This is a genomic window from Xanthobacter sp. DMC12, assembly GCF_056314105.1.
In genome coordinates this window covers 1,397,515-1,420,449 of sequence record NZ_JBQUYZ010000001.1, presented here as the reverse complement: position 1 = coordinate 1,420,449, position 22,935 = coordinate 1,397,515, and the positions used below count along the sequence as shown (strand labels likewise).

Sequence of the window (22,935 nt, the reverse complement as noted above, 5' to 3'; positions counted from 1 at the left end):
GAGATCGGCGCCGGGCGCCAGAGGGGATGGTCGTGACGAGATCGCGTAAAGATTCAAAGGGCTCCAACGTTGAACCCGAGGTCGTCGCCGATGCGGAATGGCCGCTGTCCGACCGCCCCGGCTTCCTTGCGAGACGGGTGCACCAGATCCACGTCAGCCTGTTTTCTGAGCTGTGTGCCCCGTTCGGCGTAACGCCCGTGCAGTACAGCCTCCTGTCGGCGCTGGCGGGGCGTGAGGAGGCGGACCAGACCACCCTCTCGCGCATCGTCGCGCTGGACCGCACCACCACCACCGGAGCCTTGAAGCGCCTTGAGGCGCGGGGCCTGGTGCGGCGCGGCACCTCGGCCACGGATCGGCGCTCGCAAAGCTGCTCGCTGACCGATGAGGGCCGTCGCATGCTGGAGGAGATGGAGGCCGCCGCGCGCCGCGCCCATGCGGTGACGGTGGAGATGCTCGCGCCCGAGGAGCGCCGGCAATTTATTGAGGCCATGAAGAAAATCGTCGCGGCCCATGGCGGGCGGCAGGCGTCGTCCGACCTGCTGTGATTTCGTCCGCGGCCGCCTAAAAAGTGGGCGGCGCGTAATCGGGCAGGCGGCTAGAGCACCGGTCCAAGCATCGCGATCGTGTTGTTCCACAGGCGGCGCGGTGCGCTGAAGGCGTCGGCGTCGTCCTGCGTCACCGGCGTCGCGGCATCGAGGAACACCTGCTGGCGCGCCCGCATGGCGTGGGTGAAGGCGCCGTCGCAGAGGAGGATGTTGTTCTCCGCATTCAGCTCGAAGCTGCGGCGGTCGATGTTGGCGGAGCCGATCAGCGTGATCTCGCCGTCGAGGGTCAGCGTCTTGGCGTGCAGCAGGCCGCCGACATATTCCCGGATATGCACGCCCGCCTCCAGCAGCTCGCTGTAATAGCTACGGCTGGCGGCGGCGACGATCCAGCTGTCGTTGCGCTTCGGGAACACGATTGTGGTGGCCACCCCGCGCCGGGCAGCGGAGCAGAGCGCTGCCTGCAGGGGCTCGTCCGGCACGTAATAGGGTGTCGTGATGACGAGTTCGCGCCGCGCGGCATTCATCAAGGCGACGAAGGTCTCCGGCATGGCCGAGTAGCGCACCCCGGCGCCGGTGCCGATCACCTGCGCCACGAAGCCGTGCTGCGGCGGCGGCAGGGGCTCGGTGAAGAGGGGAGCGAGGTCTTCCTCCACCTGCGCCATCCAGTTGCTGGCGAAAAGATGCTGGTTCTGCCGCACCACGGGCCCCTCGAAGCGGGCCATCACATCCACCCAGGGGGCGAACTTCGCCTTCACGGCGAAGGCGGCATCGGCGCAGTTCTGGCTGCCGCAATAGGTGATGCGGTTGTCGATCACCACGATCTTGCGGTGGTTGCGCATGTCGATGCGCCCCTTGAACGGGCGCAGCAGCGGGTTGCCGATGGGCAGGGCCGTCGCGAGATGCACCCCCGCCGCCGCCATGTCGCGCCACAGGGGCGAGCGGATGAGCGCGCGCGAACCGAGATCGTCCGCCATGGCGCGGCAGACCACGCCACGCCCCGCCGCGCGCTTCAGCGCCTCCATCACGGAGCGCCCGCTCGCATCATCGAGCCAGATGTAGAAGAGCACATGGACGCTCGAGCGGGCGGCATCGATGTCCTTGACCATGGCGGCGATGGCGGCGGCGGAGTCCGGCAGCAGCTCGGCCCGGTTTCCGGCCACCGGCAGGAAATGGTTCACCGACTGGCCGACGCGGAACAGCGGGACATGGCGCTCGGCGATCTGCGCTTCCGCGGATGGCCCGGCGACGCCCTCGGCCGGCGGCAGCTCCGCCACCGCCGCGCGCAACCGCTCCACCGCCTTGCGCCCGAGGTTCACCTCGCCGAACAGGATGTAGGCCACGACGCCCACCACCGGCGCCAGGGCGATCACCAGCACCCAGGCCATGCGCGAGGACGGCTCGCGGTGCGGTCGAAGCAGTGCGCGGACGATGAAGATGATCTGGAGCGTCAGATGGGCGGCGAACAGCGCCCAGGTGAGGACGGCGGAATCTTGCATGTCGGCGGCACGCCCCGAGAGAGAAGCGCTGCCGTTCTAGATCATCTTCGCCGCCCGCGCGAACGCCCTCAGGCCGCGTAGAGCCCGCGCAGCGTGTCGGCGGTGGCGAGCGGCCGGTTCAGCAGCCGTGCGCCTTCTGCCGCGCGCCGCACCTGCGCGGCATTGTTCTCCGCCATCGTGCCGTCCGGCGCGAAGAGATTGTTCTCGAAGCCGACGCGCACATGGCCGCCGAGGCCGGCGGCGACGGTGGCGCACGCGTTTTCCTTCGGCCCGAAGGCGCACATGGCCCACAGCCGGGGCGGCGTACCGGCGGCGAGGAAGGGCACCAGATCGGCCGGCGTCGACACCTGTCCGCTGGTGTAGCGGCCGAGCACGAAGAGGGGGAAATCCTCGCCCTCGCCCAGCACGCCGCGCCCCTTCAGCGCGTGATAGCGCAGCACCTCTTCCGCCGAATAAAGGATGATCTGCACCAGGACGCGCTCGCGCCGCAGCCAGGCGAAGAAGTCTGCGGCGGCGGCTTCATGCGCCTCATTGGGGATGATCTCGCGCAAGGCGAGGGAGACCGCCTCCGGCCGCAGGGCGCGCACCACCGCAATCTGCTCCGGCGCGGTGTAGCGCCCGGCCGCTTCCGAGGTGGCCTGCACGACCAGCCGGTCGCCCACCTCCCGGCGGATGGCGGCGGTGGCCGCGCGATAGGCGTCCGCATCCAAGAGATGCCGGCCCTCGGCATCGCGCACATGGATGTGGATGAGGGCGGCGCCCGCCTCGACGATCTCCGCCGCGTTGCGCGCCAGCTCCGCCGCGGTCATCGGCAGGGCAGGGTGGTCCGCCTTGGTGCGGGTGGCGCCGTTGGGTGCGTTGGCGATGACAAGCGGCGGCCAGAGGAGGGCCTCGGCAGGGGCGGTAGCGGTCATGACGGTCCGGATGTGTCAGTCGGTGGTGGTGAGGCCGAGCCGCTTCATGCGGTCGTGCAGGGTCTTGCGCGGAATGTTGAGGGCGAGGGCGGCGGCGGAGATGCGGTGGCCGGAAGCTTTCAGCGCATCCTCTATGACGAGGCGTTCCACCCGGTCCAGCAGTTCGTTGAGGCTCGGCGCGGCAGCGGCGCCGCCGGTGAAATCCGGCGCGAGGAAGCCGAGCATGTGGCGCTCGGCGGCATTCTTCAGCTCCCGCACGTTGCCCGGCCAGTCGGCGAGCATCAGGGCGCGTCGCAAGGAGGGAGGAACCTCCACCACCGGCCGCTGGTACTTCACCGCCGCCTGCACCAGGAACAGCTCAAAGAGGAGTGGGATGTCCTCGCGCCGCTCCCGCAACGGCGGCAAGGAGAGCTTCACCACGTCGAGGCGGAAGAACAGGTCCTTCCGGAAGCGTCCGGCATCGGCCAGCGCGCCGAGGTCCTCCTTGGTGGCGGCGATGACGCGCAGGTCCACCGGCACCGGCGTGTTGGAGCCGAGGCGCTCGATGCGCCGGTCCTGCAGCACCCGCAGCAGCTTTACCTGCATGGCGAGGGGCATGCTCTCCACCTCGTCGAGGAAGAGCGTGCCGCCGGAGGCGTGCTCGATCTTGCCGATGCGCCGCTTGCCGGCCCCGGTGAAGGCGCCGGCCTCATGGCCGAACATCTCGCTCTCGAACATGCTTTCGGGGATGGCGCCGCAATTGACGGCCACGAAGGCCTTGTCGCGCCGCGCGCCGCCCTCGTGCAAGGCGCGGGCGACCTGCTCCTTGCCCGCGCCAGTCTCGCCCAATACCAGCACGTCGGCGCTGGTGGAGGCGAGTTGCGCAATATCATCCCGCAGCCGCCGCATGGCCGCCGACTGGCCGACGAGATGACGCTCGATGGCATCGCCCCGGTCGAGCGCCGTGCGCAGGCGGCGATTTTCGAGGACCAGCGCGCGCTTCTCCAGCGCGCGCTTCACCACCTCCACGAAGGCATCGCTGACAAACGGCTTCTCAATGAAATCGTAGGCGCCCTCGCGCATGGCGCTGACCGCCATCGCCACGTCGCCATGGCCGGTGATGAGCACAACCGGCAGCTCCGGATCGCGCCGGCGGATATCCGCCAGCAGCTCCAGCCCGTCCCGCGCAGGCAGGCGCACGTCTGTTACGACGATGCCGGGATAATCCCGGCCGATGGCCGGGAGGGCGTCCTCGGCGCTGGCAAACGAGGCCACATAGATGCCGGCGAGGTCCAGGGTCTGCTCGATGGAGAGGCGGATCATCTCCTCGTCGTCCACCAGCAGCACGCGGGGGCGGCTGGCGTGGCGGGGGGCCTCGGCGGAGAGGGCGCGTTCAGGAAACATGGCGCAACGGCTCCGCAGGCAAGGTGAGGGGCTCTTCGGCCTCGGCGGCGTCCATCACGAGATCGAAGGCGGTGCCGCCTTCTGCCCGTGTCCGCGCCGAAAGGGTGGCGCCGAAATCGCGGGCGATGGCCAGCGAGATGGGCAGGCCCAGCCCCAGCCCCTCGCCGGCCGGCTTGGTGGTGAAGAAGGGGTCGAAGATGCGTTCCGCCGCACCTTCCGCAAGGCCCGGTCCATTGTCCTCCACCGTAAGGACGATGCGGCCGCCCTCCCGATGCGAGACGACGTGGACCGCCGCGTCCGGCCGCCCCTTCACCGCGTCGAGGGCGTTGCCCACGAGGTTCACCAGAACCTGGCTGAGGCGGATGGGCTCGAACATCACCTGCGTGGCGTCGGGGGCCAGGGCGCTGACGACGCGCGCGCCCGATGCCCGCAGGCGCGGGGCGAGGATGGCGAGGCTTTCCGCCAGCACCGCGGCGGCATCCACCGGGCCTTTCTCGCTGGAGGTGCGGCGGGCGAAGGCGCGGAGCTGGCCGGTGATCTTGCCGAGGCGGTCCACCAGCGCGGCGATGCGGGCGAGGTTCGCCTCCGCATCCTCCTCGCGGCCGTGCTGGAGCAGCTTGGTGGTGTTGTCGGCCAGCGCCCGGAGCGCGGTGAGGGGCTGATTCAGCTCGTGGGTCACGCCGGCCGCCATCTGGCCGAGGGTCGCCATCTTGGCGGCCTGCACCAGCTCGTCCTGCGCGGCGCGCAGGTCGGTCTCGGCGCGGCGCCGCTCCTCGATCTCGGCGGCGAGGCGGGTGTTGGCGGCGGAGAGGTCGGCGGTGCGTTCCGCCACCTTGCCCTCCAGCTCGCGATGGGCGGCTGCGAGCGCCGCCTGCGCGGCGAGGGTTTCGCGGGCGCGCTTGAGATGCTGGCGCCAGTAGAGGCCGATGAGGCCCAGGATCACCAGCGCCAGCGTCATCCCGATGCGGGCCGAGCGCCCCGCCAGAACCACGGGAGCGGCATCGGTGAAGAGCAGCAGTCGCCAGTCGTAGGTGGCAAGGTCCTTCTCGTCGCGCAGAACGCTGCCGGCGGGGCTGATGTCCGAGCCCGACAGCACCTTGAGGCCGCCTTCGTCCTCGCCCCGCCCCATGCGCAGCAAAGGATAGGACTTGTGGCCATACTGGCGGGTGCGGGCCATCTCCGCGGCGGCCGTGGCGTCGACCGGCCGAAGCGCGCGGAACTTGAACTTCGGGTCCGAGGCGAGGAAGACGATGCCGTGCTCGTCCGCCACCAGCACGGTATCTGCGGCCTCGTGCCAGACGGCCTCCAGCGGATCGAGGTTGACCTTGGTCGCCACCACGCCCGCGACCTTGCCCTCCGCCATGACCGGCGCGCTGATGAAATAGCCGGGCACGCCGGTGAGCGTGCCCACCGCGTAGAAGCGGCCGGTGCGGCCGTCCATGGCCTCGGTGAAATAGGGGCGATAGCTGAAATCGGTGCCCACGTAGGTTTCCGGCGTGTTCCAGTTGGAGGCGGCAATGGTCATGCCGCCGGGCGCCAGCAGATAGAGCACGGTGCCGCCGGCGGCGCGGTTCAGCGTTTCGAGATACCCATTCACCCGCGCCACCTGTTCGCCATCCGCCGGCGTGGCCAGGAGGCGCTTCACGTTTTCATCGAGGGCGGCGGCGGCGGGCAAATAGCCGAACCGCTCGATGGCGCCTTCGAGGCTCTGGGCATAGATCTCCGCCCGGTGGCGCGCATCGGAGGCGAGGCGCTCGCCCACCCGCGCTTCGGCCATCTCGCCGGCTTCCAGAACGGCGAAAACCGCAGCCGCCGCCAGCACGGCGGACAGCACGGCACCGAGGGCCGTGATGCGGTTCGCTTGCATGAATATCCTGCGTCCTCAAGGTGGTGCGGCCGGGCCATTTGCGGCCCGGCCATGGAGGCCGGATGCTGGTCCGCCCTCAGTCGGTGGTCAAGCCTTTGACCTCGACCTCCTCGAAGCGGTGCTGCTCGGCGGTGACGAGGGCGGACAGCTCCCGCTTCAGCTCGTTGAAGGCGGTGGAAGCGCTGTCCCGTGGGCGCGGCAGGTCCACCTTGATGTCCCGCTTGATGGTGCCGGGCCGGTAGGTGAGCACGACGATGCGGTCCGCCAGATAGATGGATTCCTCGATGGAGTGGGTGACGAACACGATGGTCTTGCCCGTCGCCGACCAGATGCGGATGAGTTCATCCTGCAACGAACGGCGGGTGAGGGCATCAAGCGCGCCGAACGGCTCGTCCATCAGCATCACCGGGCTGTCGAGCGCCAGCACGCGGGCGATGGCCACGCGCTGGCGCATGCCGCCGGAGAGGTCCTTGGGAAAGCGGTCGCGGAATTCCGCGAGCTTCAGCATGGCGAGGAGCTCGTTCACCTTGGGCTCGATCTGGGCGCGGCTCATGCCCTTGATCTCGAGGCCGAAGGCGATGTTCTGCGCCACCGTCATCCACGGGAATAGGGCATATTCCTGGAACACCATGCCCCGGTCGGGCCCCGGATCCTTCACCGCGCGGCCGTCCACCGTGATGGTGCCGGTGGTGGGGGCCGAGAAGCCGGCGATGGCGTTCAGCAAAGTGGACTTGCCACAGCCCGAGGGGCCGAGCAGGCACACGAACTCGCCCTGGTTGATGGTGAGGTCTATGTCCTTCAGGGCGACGATCTCGCCGCCCGGAATGACGAAGCGCTTGTCCACCTCGGACACCACGATGTGGGGCGAGGCCGTGTGTGCGAGGGCGGCGGGGGAAGGCATGGATGCGAGGGACGTTGCGATGGACATGGCGTTCCTCACGATTCCAGGCCGCGATGCCAGCGCAGCAGATGATTGTTCAGGCGGCTGACGGCGAGGTCGATGGCGAGGCCGATGAGGCCGATCGTCAGCATTCCCGCGATGATCTTGTCCGACCAGAAATACTCCCGCGCCTCCAGGATGCGGAAGCCGAGGCCGTTGTTGACGGCGATCATCTCGGCCACGATCACCACGATGAAGGCGGTGCCGATGCCGATGCGCGCGCCGGAGAGGATGTAGGGCGTCGCCGCCGGCAGGATCACCCGCCGGAAGATGGTGAGGCGGCTCGCGCCGAGGCTGCGGGCGGCGCGGATGTAGATGCTGTCCACGTGCCGCACGCCGGCGATGGTGTTCATCAGCACCGGGAAGAAGGCGCCGATGGCGATGAGGAACACCGCCGGCGCATTGCCGAGGCCGAACCACAGGATGGACAGCGGGATGTAGGCGATGGGCGGGATGGGCCGCAGCACCTGCATCAGCGGGTTCACGTAGCGATAGATGGAATCGCTCGTGCCCATGAACAGGCCCAGCGGCAGCGCGAGGCCCGCGCCGACGACGAAGCCCATCACCACCCGCGACAGGCTGGCGAGGGAATCGTGGATCAACTCGCCGGAAAAGATCCACGCGATCCGGCTTTCCGTCGCCGGATCAAACGGTTCGAGCGGGGCGAGGTAGCTCCACCAGCGCGCCGCGACGGCGGCGGGGGAGGGCAGCACCATGGGGTTCACCCAGCCCGCCGAGCAGGCGACCTGCCAGATGAGGAGCACGGCGACGGGCACGAGCAGCCCCTCGCCGAGCGCCTTGAAGCGCGAGATGTTCATTTGGTCGCCCTCACTTCACGCCATTGGAAGCCTTGGCGGCATTCAGCAGGTCGAGCTTCACCCAGTCCTCGGCCTTGGCGGGGGCGGACATCTTGCCGACGCCGTACTTGGCCATCACGTCCGTGGTCTTCTGGATGTGGTCGGCGCTCATGTCGAGGGAGTAGGGCGAGTTGGCGAGGGCTTCCTGGAATTCCTCGCCCGTGAGCTGGCCCTTGAACACGTCCTGCGTCACGAACTTCTCGGCGGCCTTGGGGTCGTTCATGAAGGTCTTCTGCGCCTTCACGAAGCAGTCCATCAGCTTCTTCGCCGTCTCGGGGTGTTCCTTGTAGAACTTCTCGCTCATCACCAGCGTGCGGATGGGCGAGCCGATGGGCGTGTCGTAGGGCTTCAGCACCTCCACGCCGAAGCCGCGGGCGATGGCCTGCGCCGACTGCGGCTCGGTCTGCATGATGGCGTCTACCTGCTTCTGCAGGAGCGCCTGGTTGAGGTCGGGATAGCCGAGATAGACGATGGTGATGTCCTTGGCGGACATCCCGTTCTTGCCCAGCTCGGCGGCCAGCAGCACTTCCTGGATGGAGCCGCGGGTGACGCCCACGCGCTTGCCCTTCATGTCGGACACCGACTTGATGCCGCTGTCGGGGGTCGCCAGGAGGCGCGCGCCGCCGCTGGCGAAGCCGCCGACGATATAGATGGGCGCGCCGTTGCCACGGCCGGAAATCGCCGCCTCGGAGGCGGTGGCGCCCACGTCCAGCTCGCCGGCGAGGATCGCCTGCATCACGTCCGGACCCTTGGGGAAGAGCTTGAGGTCGATAGTGATGCCGCAGCTCGGCGCGATCTCCTTCATGTAGGAGACGCCGGCGAAATGGGCGAGCTTGAGGTTGCCCACCCGCACCGTCTCCTGCGCGGATGCCGCGCCCGCAGCGGCGGCGGACATCAGGACGGCAGACAGAAGGGTGGCGGTGAGGCGGAGTTTTTTGAGCACGGCGCGTCTCCCAGAGGTCCCGGCGTTGGTGCCGGTTCGGATACGCCAGCCTTTGCACTGCGCATGCCACCCATGCGGCAGCTGCGGATCTATGTTAACGTACAGCAATCATTGAAACTTTTTCCGACCGCCGCGGGAGCGGCGGCGGAATTCCGCCACCCGCGGCGTGGCGGCGGCGGAATTCCGCCACCGCTGGAGACCCGCACTGCTGCGAGGGCAGGCGTCAGCCGCAGGCTGGAGCGGCTTCGGTCCGCTGGCGACCGCGCCGCAGCAGCAGGGTAAAGGCGAGGCCGGCGAGGGCCGTGCCTGCCCCGGCAAGGGAGACGGCGGGATAGCCGAGGCCGGCATCGATCACCGCCCCGCCCAGCGCAGCGCCCAGCGCATTGCCAAGGTTGAAGGCGCCGATGTTCATGGCCGAGGCGAGGTGCGGCGCCTCCGCCGCCTCGTGGACCACCCGCATCTGCAGCGGCGGCACGAGGGCGAAGCTGGCGATGCCCCAGAGGAAGACGAGCGGCACCGTGGCGAGATGCGAGCGCATGCCGGGGACGAACAGCACCAGCAGCACCGCCACCGCCGTCAGCGAGCCGATGAGCGTGCCGTCCAGCGAGCGGTCGGCGAAGCGCCCGCCCAGCCAGTTGCCCAGCGCCAGACCCAGCCCATAGACCACCAGCATGGCGGTGACGAAGCCGGAGGCGGCGCCGGTCTCCACCTGCAGGATGGGCGCGATATAGGTGAAGACGGTGAACATGGCGCTGGAGCTGACCACGGTCAGCAGCAAGGCGGCGAGCACCGGGCCGCGCATGAGCACCTTCAGCTCCGAGCGCATGTCGCTCTCGCCTTCCACCTCCAGCGGGGGCAAAGAGAGGCGCACCGCCAGCATGGCCACGGCGCCGATGATGGCGATGCCGAAGAAGGCCGCGCGCCAGCCGATGGCTTCGCCCACCCAGGCGGCGATCGGAACGCCGCCGATGGTGGCGATGGTGAGGCCCGAGAACATGGCTGCCACCGCCCCGGCGCGCTTGTCCGCCGGCACCACGCTCGCCGCCACCACCGCGCCGACGCCGAAGAAGGCGCCGTGATTGAACGAGGTAACGATGCGGCCAGCGAGCAGCATCCAATAGCCGTCGGCGAAAGCGGAGATGAGGTTGCCTACGGTGAAGATGCCCATGGAGAGCACCAGCAGACGGCGTCGGGGCATGCTGGCGAAGGCGAGCGTCATGATGGGGGCGGTCACCAGCACGCCGAAGGCATAGGCGCTCACCAGCAGGCCGGCGGCGGGAATGGAGACGCCGAGGTCGGTGGCGATGATCGGCAGCATCCCCATGGGCGAGAATTCGGTGACGCCGATGCCGAAGGCGCCGATGGCGAGCGCCACCAGCGGCAGGTTGATCTTCATGGGAGGAAACTCCGGGGCAAATCGTGTTGTCCCGGAATATGGTTGACATTGCAGTGCAGCAATAGAGAGCATCCGAGACCAGCATCTGTGCGCCGGAGTCACGAATGGATCGCCCCGACCGGACCGGAGAGATGGCCGCCTTCCTCAAGGTCGCGTGCGCGGGGAGCCTCTCTGGCGCCGCCCGGGAGCTGGGCCTCACCCCATCGGCGGTGAGCCGTATCGTGGCCCGGATCGAGGCACGGCTCGGTGTCCGCCTCATGGTGCGAACGACCCGCCAGTTGCGCCTCACCGAGGAGGGGGAGGCCTATGCCCGCGCCGCCCGGCGCATCCTTGCCGACATCGACGAGACGGAAGCCGCGCTAGCCGACCGGGCCAATCCGCGCGGCCGCATCCGCGTCAGCGCCTCCATGGCCCATGGCCGCCTCGTCATCGTGCCGCTGCTCGGCGAATTCGTGGCGCGCTATCCGGACATCGAGGTGGAGATGGAGCTGAGCGACGAGATCGCGGACGTGCTCGGTGGTCGCGTGGACGTGGCCATCCGCTTCGGTCCCCTCGCCGATAGCCCGCTCACCGCCCGGCGCCTCGGCGAGACGGGACGCACCGTCATCGCATCCCCGGCCTATCTCGCGCGCCATGGCACGCCCCGGGTGCCGGCAGACCTTGCCCGGCACAATTGCCTCGATTTCAGCTTCCGTCGCATCGAGCCGGGCTGGCCGTTCCGCGAGGACGGGCGCGACTACATGCTGGAGGTGAAGGGCAACATAACCGCCAACAATGGCGAGACGCTGGTGCAGCTCGCGGCGCAGGGCGTCGGCATCACCCGCGTCGGCAATTTCCACATCGACGAAGCCAATGCGCGCGGCGAATTTGCCAGCGGCGCGCTGGTGCCGCTGCTCGAAGCGTTCAATCCGCAGGACCGCGAGAGCATCCATGCGGTGTTCGTGGGCGGTGCCAACACGCCGGCCCGCGTACGCGTCTTCGTGGATTTCCTCGCCGAAAAGCTCCGGGGCGCGCATCCGGGAGCCTGACGTCGCCGCGCGCGAGCCTCTTGTGCGCCTGGCGCGTTCCGGCTCATCTCGCCGCCTCGGGAGAGGAAGACCCATGTCGGCGACAGAGCAGAAGACCACCGCGCAGCAGGATGGCGCGCGCCGGCCACCGGCGCTCAGGCGTAGCTGGCTGTTCGCCCCCGGCGGAGACAAGAGCGCGCTGATGGCGGCCGTCGGCTGCGGTGCGGATGCGTTGATCCAGGAACTGGAGGATTTCACGCCGCCGGAGCTGCGGGCCTCGGCGCGGGCCATGTCGGCCGAGGTGATGGCGGCGTGGCGCGCGGCCGGCATCGTCGCCTGCGTGCGCATCAACCCGCTGGAGGGCGACGGCCTCGCCGACCTCGCGGGCGTGATTGAGGGGCGGCCGGACGCCATCCATCTGCCCAAGATCGCCGAGCCCGCGCAGGTCATCGCGCTGGATGCGGAGATCACGCGCCACGAGGCGCGGCTCGGCCTGCCGCCGGGTGCCATCGAGATCGTGCCGAACATCGAGACGGCGCGCGGCATCATGCAGACCTATGCCATCGCCACCGCCAGCCCGCGCGTGACGGCCGTCCTGTGCTCCACCGAGGATCTCGCGGAAGACCTCGACGCGCCGCGCAGCCGGGCGGCGGTGGAACTGGCCTATGCCCGCCAGCGCCTGCATCTGGAAGCCCGGGCGGCGAAGGTGCTCTCCATCGACTGCCCCTACACCTTCGCCGACCCGGAAGGCTGCGCCGCCGATGCCCGCACGGGCCGGGCGCTCGGCTACAGCGCCAAGAGCGCGGTGGAGCCCAGCCATATCCCGCTCATCAACGCGGTGATGACCCCCTCCGCCGCCGACATCACCGAGGCGGAGGCGGTCGTCGCCGCCTTCGAGGCCGCCCGCGCGGCCGGGCAGGACCGGGCGCGGCTCGGTGACCTGCTCATCGAGGTGCCGTTCTATCTGTCGGCGAAGCGCCTTCTCGCCCGGGCGGCGGCGCTGGGGGAAAGCGGTCAGGCGGCCGCTGGGCGTTCCGCCATCCGGTAGCGGTTCCGCCCATCCGCCTTGGCCTGATAGAGGGCGACGTCGGCGCGGCGGATGGCGGAGGCGAGGGGCTCGCCGGGCGCGACCAGCGTGCCGCCGAGGCTGGCGGTGATGCGCTGCTCCTCCGGCAGCCAGGCGAAGCGCATCTGCTCTGCCCCGGTCTTCAGCAAAGCGGCGATACGAGCCAGGGACTCAGCGTCGGCGGCGGGCAGCAGCAGGCAGAATTCCTCGCCGCCGATGCGCCCGCACACATCCTGCGGGCCCGCGCAGGCGGCGAGCAGCGCGCCGAACCGGCGGATCACCTCGTCGCCGGCCGGATGGCCGAACCGGTCGTTGATCGACTTGAAGTGATCGAGGTCGCAGATGAGCAGGCCGGCCCGCGTTCCCGCCGGCGCGGTCTCCGCCAGCCGCTCCGCGCGCTCAAGGAAGGCGGTGCGGGTGAGGACCCCGGAAAGGCCGTCCCGCTCCAGCCGGCCGGTGGCCTCGCCGATCACCTCCGTCACGACGAGGGCGAGCAGCGCGACGCCGAGCATGAGAGACAGGATGCTGCCGGCGGTCTGCGAATAGCGGGCGTAGGAACTCAGAAGATAATCGCGGACGCCGTTGTCGGCCCCGTTCATCGGGATGAGCACGGACTTGGCGGCGAATTGCAGCGCGCAGAGCCCCAGCACGGCGGCGAGCACCAGATCCACCGCCCGCCGGGGGGCGTGCCGCAGGACGATGCCGGCGGCGAACGCCGTCATGGCCGCGAACGGCAATTGGTAGGTCACCGCCTGCGCCCAGCCCCCACGCGGCAGATCGACCCCCACGAGCGCTGTGAACGCCACCGCCCCGACAGACGCTGCGCCCAGCCACCGGAGGGACGAATCGGGCCGGTAATGGTCCTGCAGTCCCGCCGTGATGAAGAACAGCGCGGCGACCAACGAGCCGAACGAGAGGGTGGAGGCGAGCCGGACGGAAGGGATGTCGCGGGCCAGCGCCTCGATGATGACGGTGGCGGCCGCGCACACGAATGCCGCGGCACACCAGCGCCCGAGGCGGATCGAGGACCGCCAGCTGGTTCCGAGGAAGGCTGCCGCGAAGGTCAGGCCGATCGCGCAGTTGATGAGCAGCAGGAATGTGGCGTCGGTCATCGCGCTCCCTGGCTGGCCCACGTCATGTCGCCGGCGTGGCGTTGCATAGTTACCACATCTGCCGCGGAACCATCATGCCCCGCCGTCCCGGCCGGCTGGCGGTCCACGTAGGCGGTAACAAAATCAGGCGACATAATCGACGGAAAAGTCTCAGCTATTCGCGCGTGGTGCCGAAAATTCCCATCATCTTGATACCGCCAGTTTAGAGATATTCTATATCAATAAGGGCGCTTCCCTGATTGACAAAGCGTGGCCGCTCGCCCCCAATCCCGCCCGTTAGCGGCGATTTGCGGGCCTTTTTCAGCCTTGCGGCAGGCCGCGCTGTAACATGGTAGTCGTGCCGGCGAGGTAGGCAGTTCGGGCCATCTGCCGCGATCCTTCTACCGATTGGGGGACTTTGAGATGCTGGACACCGTGTTTCGGACCGCCGCCCGCGGCAGCCGCGGGGACCTTGCCGGAACGCGATCCCTTCTCGCCCGCTATCTTCTGGCCGGCGTCGCCGCCGGTGCGCTGCTCGCAGCGCCCATGCTCGGCACCGCCCACGCCGCCGACGTGGCAACCAAGGCGCCCGCCGCGGCCGCGCCTGCGGAAGAGGAGGCCGAGCCCTCCATCGCCCCGCAGCTCGGCTGGCTCGGCGACTGGGGCGGCTACCGTCCGAAGCTGGCGGAAGCCGGCATCAAGATCGGCGTGAACTACATCGGCGAACTCTGGCGCAACACCGAGGGCGGCCTCGGCACCGGCACCGCCTATAACGGCCGCTTCCTCTTCTCGCTGGATGCGGATCTGGACAAACTGTTCAACTGGAAGGGCGCGACCTTCCACGCCAGCGTGCTGCAGATCCAGGGCTCGGGCTTCTCCGGCCAGTATCTCGGCAACATCATGGGCGTCAGCGGCATCGACGCCCTCTCCACCACCCGCCTGTTCGAGCTTTACATCGAGCAGGCGTTCGGCGACGGCAAGTCCTCCATCCGCTTCGGCCAGCTGGCCGCCGATTCGGAATTCGCCATTTCCGACAACGCTTCGCTGTTCCTGAATTCCACCTTCGGCTGGCCGGCCTCGTTCGCCGCCGACCTGCCGAGCGGTGGTCCGGCCTATCCGCTGGCCACCCCCGGCGTACGCGTGAAGTGGGTGCCGGACGAGAACTGGACCGTGCTCCTCGGCCTGTTCAACGGCAATCCCGCGCCCTGCTGCGGCGATCCCCAGGAAGAGAACAAGTACGGCCTGAACTTCATCGTCAATCAGGGCGTCTTCGTGATCGGCGAAGTGGGCTACAGCTACAACAAGGGCGAGAACGCGGCCTGGCTGCCGGGCACCGTGAAGGTCGGCGGCTGGTACAATTCCAACTCGTTCGACAGCCAGGTCTACGACATCTTCGGCGTGCCGCTGGCCAATCCCGCCTCCATCGGCTGGGCGAAGCAGATTCAGGGCGACTACACGTTCTACGCCATCATCGACCAGATGATCTGGCGCAAGCCCGGCACGAAGGACAAGGGCATCAGCGTGTTCGGCCGCGTCACCGCGGCGCCGAGCGAGCAGAACCAGATCGGCCTCTACTGGGACGGCGGCGTCACCTTCAAGGGCCTCGTCCCGGGCCGCGAAGACGACGCGTTCGGCGTCGCCTTCGGCAATGCGCGGGTGACCAGCGCGGCCCAGCAGGCCGACCTCTACACTGCCGTCTACAACGGTGCCTACTACCCGATCCGCAGCAGCGAGACGGTGCTGGAAGTGACCTATTCGGCGCAGGTGATGCCCGGCTGGACCATTCAGCCCGATTTCCAGTACATCTGGAATCCTGGCGGCGGCCTGCTGAACCCGAACGATCCGCTCGGCATCTCCCTAATCAAGAATGCCGCCGTGTTCGGCGTGCGCACCACCATCAACTACTGATCCGACGTAAAAAGCCGGGCGGCCGCAAGATGCGCGCCGCCCGGCTTTTTTGTGCCTGCCGTTCTGCGATCACGCGGCGGGCGTCACCTCGAACAGGCAATGGTCGAAGCCCTCGGCGGCGCATTGCACCTCGCGGGCCTGAAGCCGGCGCGGCGCGCCCGCCTGCTCGCAGACGAATTCCAGCGCTCCGGCGAGCCACGGCGCGAACATGTAGCAGAGCTTGCGGCCAGCTCCCTTCGTCGCTTCGGTGACGAAGGAGGAGTGATCGAGCCGGATCGTTCCCGTCCCCGCCGCCGGGTCGAGCGCGAGGATGGAAAAGCGCCCCCAGCCGCGCTGGGACAGGCGCTTCATGTAATGCGCGAACACGTCCGCGCCGGCGAGGCCATAGACCTGCGCCTGCCGCTCGCACCACACGAAGGCCGAGAGCCGGCCGGCGGGCGCCAGCGTCGCGTCGAACGCCTCCGCCCCCAAAGCCGCCTCGATGGCGAAGTGGTTGTTGTTGTAGAAGTGCTGCGGCACGAGGATCATGGGCATCTTGTCCACGAACCAGCGGCCGGTGGCCTCGTCCACGTCGATCTCGACTTCAGGCTTCGCCATCAGGACCTCGCTCCGGAGCAGGGGGACTCACTTTCCCCAAACATCCTTCAGCAACTGCAGCCAGTTTCCACCCATCACCTTCTCGATGCGACCGGTGGACCAGCCGCGCTTCTCCATCGCCGCGGTGAGGTTGGGGAAGTCGCCGATTACGCGGAAGCCTTCCGGATTGATGACCTCGCCGAAGTCGGTGAGCTTGCGGCCGGCGCCCTTGTCGTGGGTGATCCAGTCGAAGAAGGGCTTGCCGTAGCCCTGGGTGAAGTCTGTGCCCACGCCCACCACATCCTCGCCGGCGATGTCGATCACATATTCCATCGCCTCCACATAGTCGGCGACGGTGGAGGCGGGTCCCTTCTTCAGGAAGGGCGGGAACATGGTGACGCCGATGAAGCCGCCCTTGTCGGCGATGAAGCGCAGCTGCTCGTCGGTCTTGTTGCGCGGGTGCGCCTTGAGGCCCGCAGGCAGGCAGTGGGAATAGGCGACGCGCTGCTTCGAGGCGAGGATGGTGTCTTCCGACGTCTTCGGACCCACATGGGAGAGGTCGCACAAGATGCCGAGGCGGTTCATCTCCGCCACCACGTCGCGGCCGAAGTCGGAGAGGCCGCTGTCGCGGCTCTCATAGCAGCCGGAGCCAACCCAGTTCTGGGTATTGTAGGTCATCTGGATGATGCGCACGCCCAGCTCGTGGAACAGCTCGAGATATTCCAGATGGTCCTCGATGGCGGTGGTGTTCTGCCAGCCGAGGATGATGCCGGTCTTGCCGTCCTCTTTCGCCTTCAGGATGTCGGCGGTGGTGTAGACCTGGGAGATCAGGTCCGCGTTCGCCGCGAAATCCTTCTTCCACTTGGCGATGTTGCGCATCGTTTCGGTGAAGTTGTCCCAGATGGAGCAGGTGCAGTTGGCGGCGGTGAGGCCGCCTTTGCGCATGTCCTCGAAGACGGGACGGGAGAAGTCGGAGATGATGAGCCCGTCGATGACGATGAGCTTGTCGTGGAGATCGGACACCGGGTTTCCCCCTTTATTGGGACGCGAAAATTCGGGAAGGCTCAGGCTGCCACCAGCGTGCCGGCGTCGGGATGCCAGGAGACGCGCACTGGCTGGCCGGGCTGGAGCGGGGCGGGGCCGCCCACGGCGGGCGAGGGGCGGCGGGCGATGAGGACGAGGCCGGAGGCGGTGGCCACGCGATAGTCGATGACGAGGCCGCGATAGGTGGCGAGCTCCACCACGGCGGGAAGGGCATTGTGGTCGTCGTCCGCGCCGTCGAGCACCAGCCGCTCCGGCCGCACCGCGAGGGAGAGATCGCCGGAGACGCCCGCCGGATCGACGCGCACCTCCTCGCCGCTCGCTAGCCGGAAGCTGCCGACGCCGGCGAGCTGCCCGGGAAGCAGGTTCGCCACACCCATGAACTCGGCGGCGAAGCGGGAGGCGGGCCGGCCGAACAGATCGTCCGGTGCGCCCTGCTGCTCGATTCTGCCGTTGCGCATGAGCACCACGCGGTCGGCCACCGACAGCGCCTCGTCCTGGTCGTGGGTGACGAAGATGGTGGTGATGCCGAGCTGCTGCTGCAGGGTACGGATCTCGGTCTTCATCTCGTGGCGCAATTGCGCGTCGAGGTTGGAGAGCGGCTCGTCCAGAAGAAGCACGTCCGGCTCGATGACAAGGGCGCGGGCCAGCGCAACGCGCTGCTGCTGGCCGCCCGAGAGCTGCTTGGGCAGGCGCTCGGCGAGGTGCGCGAGCTTCACCCGGTCGAGGGCGAGCTTGACCTTACGGGCGATGTCCGCCTTCGGAAGCTTGCGCATCTCCAGCCCGAACGCGACGTTCTCGGCTACGCTCATGTGCGGGAACAGCGCATAGTTCTGGAAGCCGAAGCCCATGTTGCGCTTGTTGGGTGGCAGGTGGGTGAGGTCGCGTCCGCCCACGAGGATGCGCCCTTCGGTGACGGGGATGAAGCCACCCACCATGCGCAGCGTCGTGGTCTTGCCGCAGCCGGAGGGGCCGAGCAGCGCCACCAGTTCTCCCTCGCCGATGGTGAGGGACACGTGGTCCACGGCGGTCATGGCGTCGTAGCGCTTGACGATGGATTGCAGCACGACATCGGACATGGGGCACGCTCCTCAGAAGGCGCGGGAGAGGCGGGCGTAGCGGTCCGACACCAGGAGCAGCACGCCGATGATGAGGATCTGGACGGTCGCCACCGCCGCCACGGTCGAATCCAGATTCCATTCGAGATAGGAGACGAGCGCGATCTGCAGCGTGGTGCGCCCCGGCCCCACGAGGAAGATCGACTTCTCCAGATCGATGAAGGAGATGACGAAGGAGAACAGCGCCGCCGCCACGATGCCCGGCTTGATGATGGGCAGCGTCACCCGAAAGAAGGTCGTGAGCCGCCCCGCCCCCAGCGATTGCGCCGCCTCCTCATAGGAGGGGCTCATGCCCACCAGCGAGGCGGTGACGAGGCGCACCGTCCACGGCAAAGCGATGAGGCCGTGGGCGACGAACAGGCCCGGCAGGGTGCCGGAGATGTCCACGTCCAGCAGGATCTCCAGCTCGATGAAGGCCATGAACAGCGCCGCGCCGCCGACGATGCCCGGCACCACCATGGGCGAGAGGAGGAGCGTCTGGATGGCATCGCGTCCGGGGAAGCGGTAGCGCACCAGCGCGAGGCTCGCCGGCACGCCCAGCACCAGCGAGATCGCCACCGCCACCAGCGCCGTCTCCACGCTGGTGATGAAGCCGTTGCGGAAGGAGTCGAGCGCCCACGCGCGGGCATACCAGTCCAGCGTATAGCCCGTCGCAGGGAAGGAGAGGATGCGGTTGGCGAAGAAGCTGACCCAGATCACCGCGCCCAGCGGCAGCACCACGAAGGCGAGCACCACGGCGGTGATGGCGGCATAGATGCGGTTGACGGCGAGAAGTCCCATCGGTTCCTCACTCGCTCCAGCGCCGGTAGCGGCGCTGCACCAGGACGTTGGCGGTGGTGGTGAGCACCAAAGTCACCGCCATCAGCACGAAGGCGAGCGCCGCGCCGAACGGCCAGTTCATGGCTTTCGCCACCTGCTGGTAGACGGTTGGCGCCATCATATGGAAGCTCGGCCCGCCGATGAGCACCGGCGTCGCATAGGCGTTCATGGAGAGGATGAAGCAGAGCATGGTGCCGGCGAGGATGCCCGGCAGCGCCAGCGGCAGAACCACGCGCCACAGCACGGTGAGATGCGAGGCGCCGAGCGACTGGGCGGCGGATTCCAGGTTCGCGTCGATGCCCTCGATGACGCTCTGGAGCGTCACGATCATGAAGGGCAGCAGCACCGAGACGAGGCCGATGACCACGGCCGTGGGCGTGTACATCAGCTTCACCGGCGAGAGGCCGACCGTCTCGATGACGGCGTTGAACAGCCCCTTGTCGCCGAGGATGACCATCCAGGCCGCGGTGCGCACCGCATTGCCCATGAGGAGGGGCAGCACGATGAGGAGGAGCAGCCGGCCCTTCCACTTGTCGCTTGCCTGCCGCACGAGGAAGTAGGCGACCGGGAAGCCCGCCACGAGGCACAGCAGCGTCGAGAGGGCGGAGATCCAGAGCGTGGTGCCCAGCACCTCCTGATAGAAGCTGTCGGCGAAGAAGCGCGCGTAATTATCGAGCGTCAGCGCCTCCACCATCATCTGCCCCGGCACGAACCGGTTCAGCGAATAGCGGAACATCAGCGCCAACGGCCCCATCAGCGCCAGCAGAACGTAGATCGTCGCGGGCGCCGTGAGGCCGTAGGCGGGGGCGAGCCGCCGACCCTCCCGCCCGCGCGGTGCGGGCGGGGATGCTGTCGCCGCCGGCGCGGTGGCGCCGGAGCTTGCGGAGGAGGACATGTCGGCCTCGCTCAGCGGGCGATGTTCTTGTTCCACCACTCCAGCCATTCCGCCGTATTCTTGGCCACGTGCGCGTAATCCGGGAACTTCAGCGCGGCGGCCTCGGCGGCGGTGAAGTCCACCTTCGCCTTGAGTTCGGGGGACAGTTCCGCCTTGCCGTTGGCCGGAGCGTAGAAGCTCGCGCCAGCCAAGCCGGCCATGGCCTTCGGGTCCAGCATGGCGTTGAAATAGATGTAGGACAAATCCGGGCTCGGCGCCTTCTTCGGCAGGGCCGCGCCGAACATCACCGCGATGGCGCCCTCGGACGGGTAGCCGATGGCGAGGGGGGCGCCGTCATTGGCCCATTGCAGGCCGCGCGCCTTGTAGTTCACCGCGATATCCACCTCGCCATTGACGAGGCCCGCGCCGAGCTGCTGGTGGGCGGCATAGATGCGGGGCTGGGTCAGCTCCTTCAGCTCGAGGAGGCGGGCCTTGCCTTCCTCGGTATTCGTCACGTTGCCGCCCTTAATCAGGCCGGCCATCATGATGTAGTTGAAATAGAGCTGGTTGGTGAGGCCGATCTTTCCGGCCCATTTCTTGTCCCACAGCTCGGCATAGGACTTGGGCGGGTTCGGCACCTTGTCCTTGTTGTAGATGATCGTCACGCCGCTGTAGAGCCACGGCACGAAGAAGGGCTTGGACTTCAGCGCCGGCACCACGTTCGCGTAGTTCGGCACCTTGGAGAAGTCGATGTTCTCGATCACCTCCTGCCCGTAAAGCTCGACGCTGTCGCCCTCGTTGATGTGGATGACGTCGATGGTGCCACGGCGCAGCCGCTTCTCGGCGATCAGCTTCGCCTTGCGCTCGGGCTCCATGCCGAGGTCGCGGACGATCTTGATGCCCTGGCTCTCCACCAGCGGGGCTTCCACGAACTTGATGGTGCGCTCGTTCCAGTCGCCGCCCCAGTTGGAGACGACGAGGGTCTTGTCCTGCGCGCGGGCGAGGCCGGGCAGGGAGAGGGCGGCCGCGCCCGCGCCGAGGCCGGCGAGGACGGCGCGGCGGGAGGGGGCGCCGGTGAGCTGGGTGATGAGCTTGGTCATGTTCGCCTCTGGATTATGATTTGAAGTCGAACGCTTAAAGCCGGCGGCGCTGGGGGGCGCCGCCGGGGAATTCACTCTTGTGCACGCGCGCTTGCCCCACGACCGACCGTCATCCCCCGGCTTGTCCGGGGGATCCACCGATGGGCCGGGGCGGCTCCCGCATAGGAAGCACCGCGGCGGCGGCCGGGTGGATGCCCCGGACAAGCCGGGGCATGACGGCGGTCCGAGAAGATCACGCGGCCGCCTTGGACTTGCCGCCCACCTCGTCGAGATAGGCGATGCAGCGCTCCAGCGGCTCCACGTCGGCGAACTTGGCGTCGATGTCGAACAGGTTCCAGGCCACGGCGCCGGGCACCCGATCACCGATGCATTCCTTCACCGCGATGGTGCGGAAGCCCTCGGCGAGGCCGTCGCACAAAGTGGTGCGCACGCAGGCCGAGGCGGTGACGCCGGTGACGAGGATGGTGTCCACGTTGTTGGCGCGCAGGAAGCCGGCGAGATAGGTGCCGTGGAAGGCCGAGGCCCGCTTCTTGATAAGCACCTGCTCGCCCGCCACGGGCTCGATGCGGCTGTCGATGGCCCACAGCTCGGGCTTGGCCTGATCCACCACCTCGATCGGGATCTTGTGGTGCCAAAGGCCCATGTCGGTTGCGGCCTTGGTCTCGTCCGTCACCTGATAGCAGGTGGTGACATGGACGACCGGATGGCCGTTGCGCCGGCAGGCGGCGAGCAGCGCCTGCACGCCGGGGATGATCTGGTCGTCGATCTTCTCGCAGGTGAAGGGGTTGCCCGGGCGGGTCCACGCATTGGCGAGGTCCACATTGATGAGCGCCGGCCGCCGACCGAAGCCGACCCGCCGCTGGAAGCCGTTGCGCTGGTAAAGCTGGGTTGCCTGCTCGAAGGCGCGTGTCAGCGCTGCGTCGAGGTCTTCCTCGAAGGCCATGTCCTTGATCCCTGATGGTTTTGTGCCCGTTGCCACCGGGCTCGCAGGGAGAAGATTGGGCGAGGTCAGCCGGCTTGGGAAATTCTAATTTCGCCGCTATTGATATCTCATGTGGTATCAATAGGCATGCGCTTCGATCTTCGCCACGTCCGCTGCTTCGTGCTCCTCGCCGAGGAACTGCACTTCGGCCGCGCCGCCCAGCGGGCCCACATGACCCAGCCGGGCATGAGCCGCCTCATCCGCGATCTGGAGCAGGACGTGGGCGTGCCGCTGTTCGCCCGCACCACCCGCACCGTGGTGCTCACCGAGGCCGGGAAGGCCTTCCTCGCGGAAAGCCGGGAGGCGCTGGCGCGGCTGGAGCGGGCGGTGACCAGCGCGCGGCGTACCGCGGGCGGCGAGGTCGGCGTTCTGCGCATCGGCTACATGGATTTCGCCATCAACGGCCGGCTGCCGGAATTTCTCAACAGCTTCAGCCGCTACCGTCCGGAGATCCGGCTCGAATTGTCCTTCACCCCGACATTGCAGCAGCAGGAGGCGCTGCTCGCGGACCGCATCGACATCGGCTTCATGATCGGCCCGTTCGAGGAGGCGGGCATGGCGAGCTACGCCTTCGACGACAACCGTTACGTGGCGCTGCTGCCCATCACCCACCCCCTCTCCAACGTGCGCGTGCTGCGCCTCGCCGACCTCGCGGACCAGCCGTTCGTGCTGGGCTCGGGCCAGAACTGGGGCGCGTTCCGCACCGCTTTCTTCGCTGTGTGCCACCGCGCCGGCTTCACCCCGCGCATCGTGCAGGAGGCGTCCTCCTCGGAAGGCATCTTCGGGCTGGTAGCGGCGGGGGCGGGGGTGTCGGTCTATGCCAGCTGCGTGCGGAACCTGCAGCGGCGCGGCATCGTCATCCGCGATCTCGACGACGTGGCCGACAAGCTCGTCACCTGCGCCGCTTGGGCGACCCCCGTGCGTGCGCCGGCGGTGACGGTCTTCACCGACTACATGCGGCGGGTGTGGGGCGGGAGTTGAGCGAGCTTCGCTCAGTCGCCGCGCGGGCTTT

21 protein-coding genes are annotated in these 22,935 nt (G+C 68.2%); 5 read left to right on the top strand and 16 right to left on the bottom strand.

Annotated elements, in window-relative coordinates; translation table 11 throughout:
- The first annotated feature begins 26 nt into the window (after window positions 1-26).
- Window positions 27-545: a MarR family winged helix-turn-helix transcriptional regulator gene (locus ACT535_RS06575; RefSeq protein ID WP_476323555.1), complete on the top strand. Its 519-nt coding sequence runs from the start codon at window positions 27-29 to the stop codon at window positions 543-545.
- Between the two features lie 50 nt (window positions 546-595).
- Here ACT535_RS06575 and cls read toward each other — a convergent pair whose 3' ends face one another.
- The 8 genes from cls to ACT535_RS06535 all read right to left on the bottom strand — a co-directional run bounded on the left by cls (window position 596) and on the right by ACT535_RS06535 (window position 10,341).
- Window positions 596-2,041, bottom strand: coding sequence for a cardiolipin synthase (gene cls / locus ACT535_RS06570; protein ID WP_476363757.1), 1,446 nt, complete (start codon window positions 2,039-2,041; stop codon window positions 596-598).
- Between the two features lie 68 nt (window positions 2,042-2,109).
- Window positions 2,110-2,955: a beta-keto acid cleavage family enzyme gene (locus ACT535_RS06565; RefSeq protein WP_476363756.1), complete on the bottom strand. Its 846-nt coding sequence runs from the start codon at window positions 2,953-2,955 to the stop codon at window positions 2,110-2,112.
- A 15-nt stretch (window positions 2,956-2,970) separates the two neighbouring features.
- A complete protein-coding gene (locus ACT535_RS06560; RefSeq protein WP_476363755.1) occupies window positions 2,971-4,338 on the bottom strand; it encodes a sigma-54-dependent transcriptional regulator in 1,368 nt (455 codons plus the stop codon).
- Window positions 4,328-6,205: a sensor histidine kinase gene (locus ACT535_RS06555; RefSeq protein ID WP_476363754.1), complete on the bottom strand. Its 1,878-nt coding sequence runs from the start codon at window positions 6,203-6,205 to the stop codon at window positions 4,328-4,330. Before ACT535_RS06555 ends, ACT535_RS06560 begins: the two co-directional genes overlap by 11 nt.
- A 76-nt stretch (window positions 6,206-6,281) precedes the next feature.
- Window positions 6,282-7,133 carry an ABC transporter ATP-binding protein gene (locus tag ACT535_RS06550; RefSeq protein ID WP_476363753.1) on the bottom strand — a complete coding sequence of 284 codons (852 nt, stop codon included), beginning with the start codon at window positions 7,131-7,133 and terminating at the stop codon, window positions 6,282-6,284.
- 8 nt (window positions 7,134-7,141) lie between these two features.
- Window positions 7,142-7,963 (bottom strand): ABC transporter permease, encoded by an 822-nt coding sequence (locus ACT535_RS06545; RefSeq protein ID WP_476363752.1) that lies wholly within the window; start codon window positions 7,961-7,963, stop codon window positions 7,142-7,144.
- 10 nt (window positions 7,964-7,973) lie between these two features.
- Entirely contained in the window at window positions 7,974-8,945 is a 972-nt protein-coding gene (locus ACT535_RS06540) for an ABC transporter substrate-binding protein (protein ID WP_476363751.1), read from the bottom strand.
- A 223-nt stretch (window positions 8,946-9,168) separates the two neighbouring features.
- The gene (locus ACT535_RS06535) at window positions 9,169-10,341 is read right to left on the bottom strand and encodes an MFS transporter (RefSeq protein WP_476363750.1); all 1,173 of its coding nucleotides are present in this window, start codon (window positions 10,339-10,341) and stop codon (window positions 9,169-9,171) included.
- 104 nt (window positions 10,342-10,445) lie between these two features.
- Between ACT535_RS06535 and ACT535_RS06530 the strand changes: the two genes are divergently transcribed.
- Window positions 10,446-11,369: a LysR family transcriptional regulator gene (locus tag ACT535_RS06530; RefSeq protein ID WP_476363749.1), complete on the top strand. Its 924-nt coding sequence runs from the start codon at window positions 10,446-10,448 to the stop codon at window positions 11,367-11,369.
- 73 nt (window positions 11,370-11,442) lie between these two features.
- Window positions 11,443-12,396: an HpcH/HpaI aldolase/citrate lyase family protein gene (locus tag ACT535_RS06525; RefSeq protein WP_476363748.1), complete on the top strand. Its 954-nt coding sequence runs from the start codon at window positions 11,443-11,445 to the stop codon at window positions 12,394-12,396.
- On the opposite strand, the gene ACT535_RS06520 is transcribed toward ACT535_RS06525, so the two are convergent.
- On the bottom strand, window positions 12,363-13,526 hold the full coding sequence (locus tag ACT535_RS06520) for a GGDEF domain-containing protein (protein WP_476363747.1): 1,164 nt from the start codon (window positions 13,524-13,526) through the stop codon (window positions 12,363-12,365). The genes ACT535_RS06525 and ACT535_RS06520 overlap by 34 nt on opposite strands.
- A 402-nt stretch (window positions 13,527-13,928) precedes the next feature.
- Between ACT535_RS06520 and ACT535_RS06515 the strand changes: the two genes are divergently transcribed.
- The gene (locus tag ACT535_RS06515; protein WP_168461029.1) at window positions 13,929-15,413 is read left to right on the top strand and encodes a carbohydrate porin; all 1,485 of its coding nucleotides are present in this window, start codon (window positions 13,929-13,931) and stop codon (window positions 15,411-15,413) included.
- Between the two features lie 69 nt (window positions 15,414-15,482).
- Here ACT535_RS06515 and ACT535_RS06510 read toward each other — a convergent pair whose 3' ends face one another.
- From ACT535_RS06510 to ACT535_RS06480, 7 genes are all read right to left on the bottom strand, one after another.
- Entirely contained in the window at window positions 15,483-16,010 is a 528-nt protein-coding gene (locus ACT535_RS06510) for a DUF5943 domain-containing protein (protein ID WP_476363746.1), read from the bottom strand.
- Window positions 16,011-16,037: 27 nt separating this feature from the next.
- Complete coding sequence (locus tag ACT535_RS06505) at window positions 16,038-17,012, bottom strand: dipeptidase (RefSeq protein WP_476363745.1); 975 nt, start codon at window positions 17,010-17,012, stop codon at window positions 16,038-16,040.
- Between the two features lie 41 nt (window positions 17,013-17,053).
- A complete protein-coding gene (locus tag ACT535_RS06500; protein WP_476363744.1) occupies window positions 17,054-18,109 on the bottom strand; it encodes an ABC transporter ATP-binding protein in 1,056 nt (351 codons plus the stop codon).
- 12 nt (window positions 18,110-18,121) lie between these two features.
- Entirely contained in the window at window positions 18,122-18,928 is an 807-nt protein-coding gene (locus ACT535_RS06495; RefSeq protein WP_168461018.1) for an ABC transporter permease, read from the bottom strand.
- A 7-nt stretch (window positions 18,929-18,935) separates the two neighbouring features.
- Window positions 18,936-19,862, bottom strand: coding sequence for an ABC transporter permease (locus ACT535_RS06490; RefSeq protein WP_168461015.1), 927 nt, complete (start codon window positions 19,860-19,862; stop codon window positions 18,936-18,938).
- An 11-nt stretch (window positions 19,863-19,873) separates the two neighbouring features.
- Window positions 19,874-20,941, bottom strand: a complete 1,068-nt coding sequence (locus ACT535_RS06485) for an ABC transporter substrate-binding protein (protein ID WP_476363743.1) — start codon at window positions 20,939-20,941, stop codon at window positions 19,874-19,876.
- A 232-nt stretch (window positions 20,942-21,173) separates the two neighbouring features.
- The gene (locus tag ACT535_RS06480) at window positions 21,174-21,884 is read right to left on the bottom strand and encodes an isochorismatase family protein (protein WP_168461011.1); all 711 of its coding nucleotides are present in this window, start codon (window positions 21,882-21,884) and stop codon (window positions 21,174-21,176) included.
- Between the two features lie 126 nt (window positions 21,885-22,010).
- On the opposite strand from ACT535_RS06480, the gene ACT535_RS06475 reads away from it, so the two are divergent.
- Window positions 22,011-22,904 carry a LysR substrate-binding domain-containing protein gene (locus ACT535_RS06475; protein WP_476323497.1) on the top strand — a complete coding sequence of 298 codons (894 nt, stop codon included), beginning with the start codon at window positions 22,011-22,013 and terminating at the stop codon, window positions 22,902-22,904.
- Window positions 22,905-22,935 lie beyond the last annotated feature (31 nt).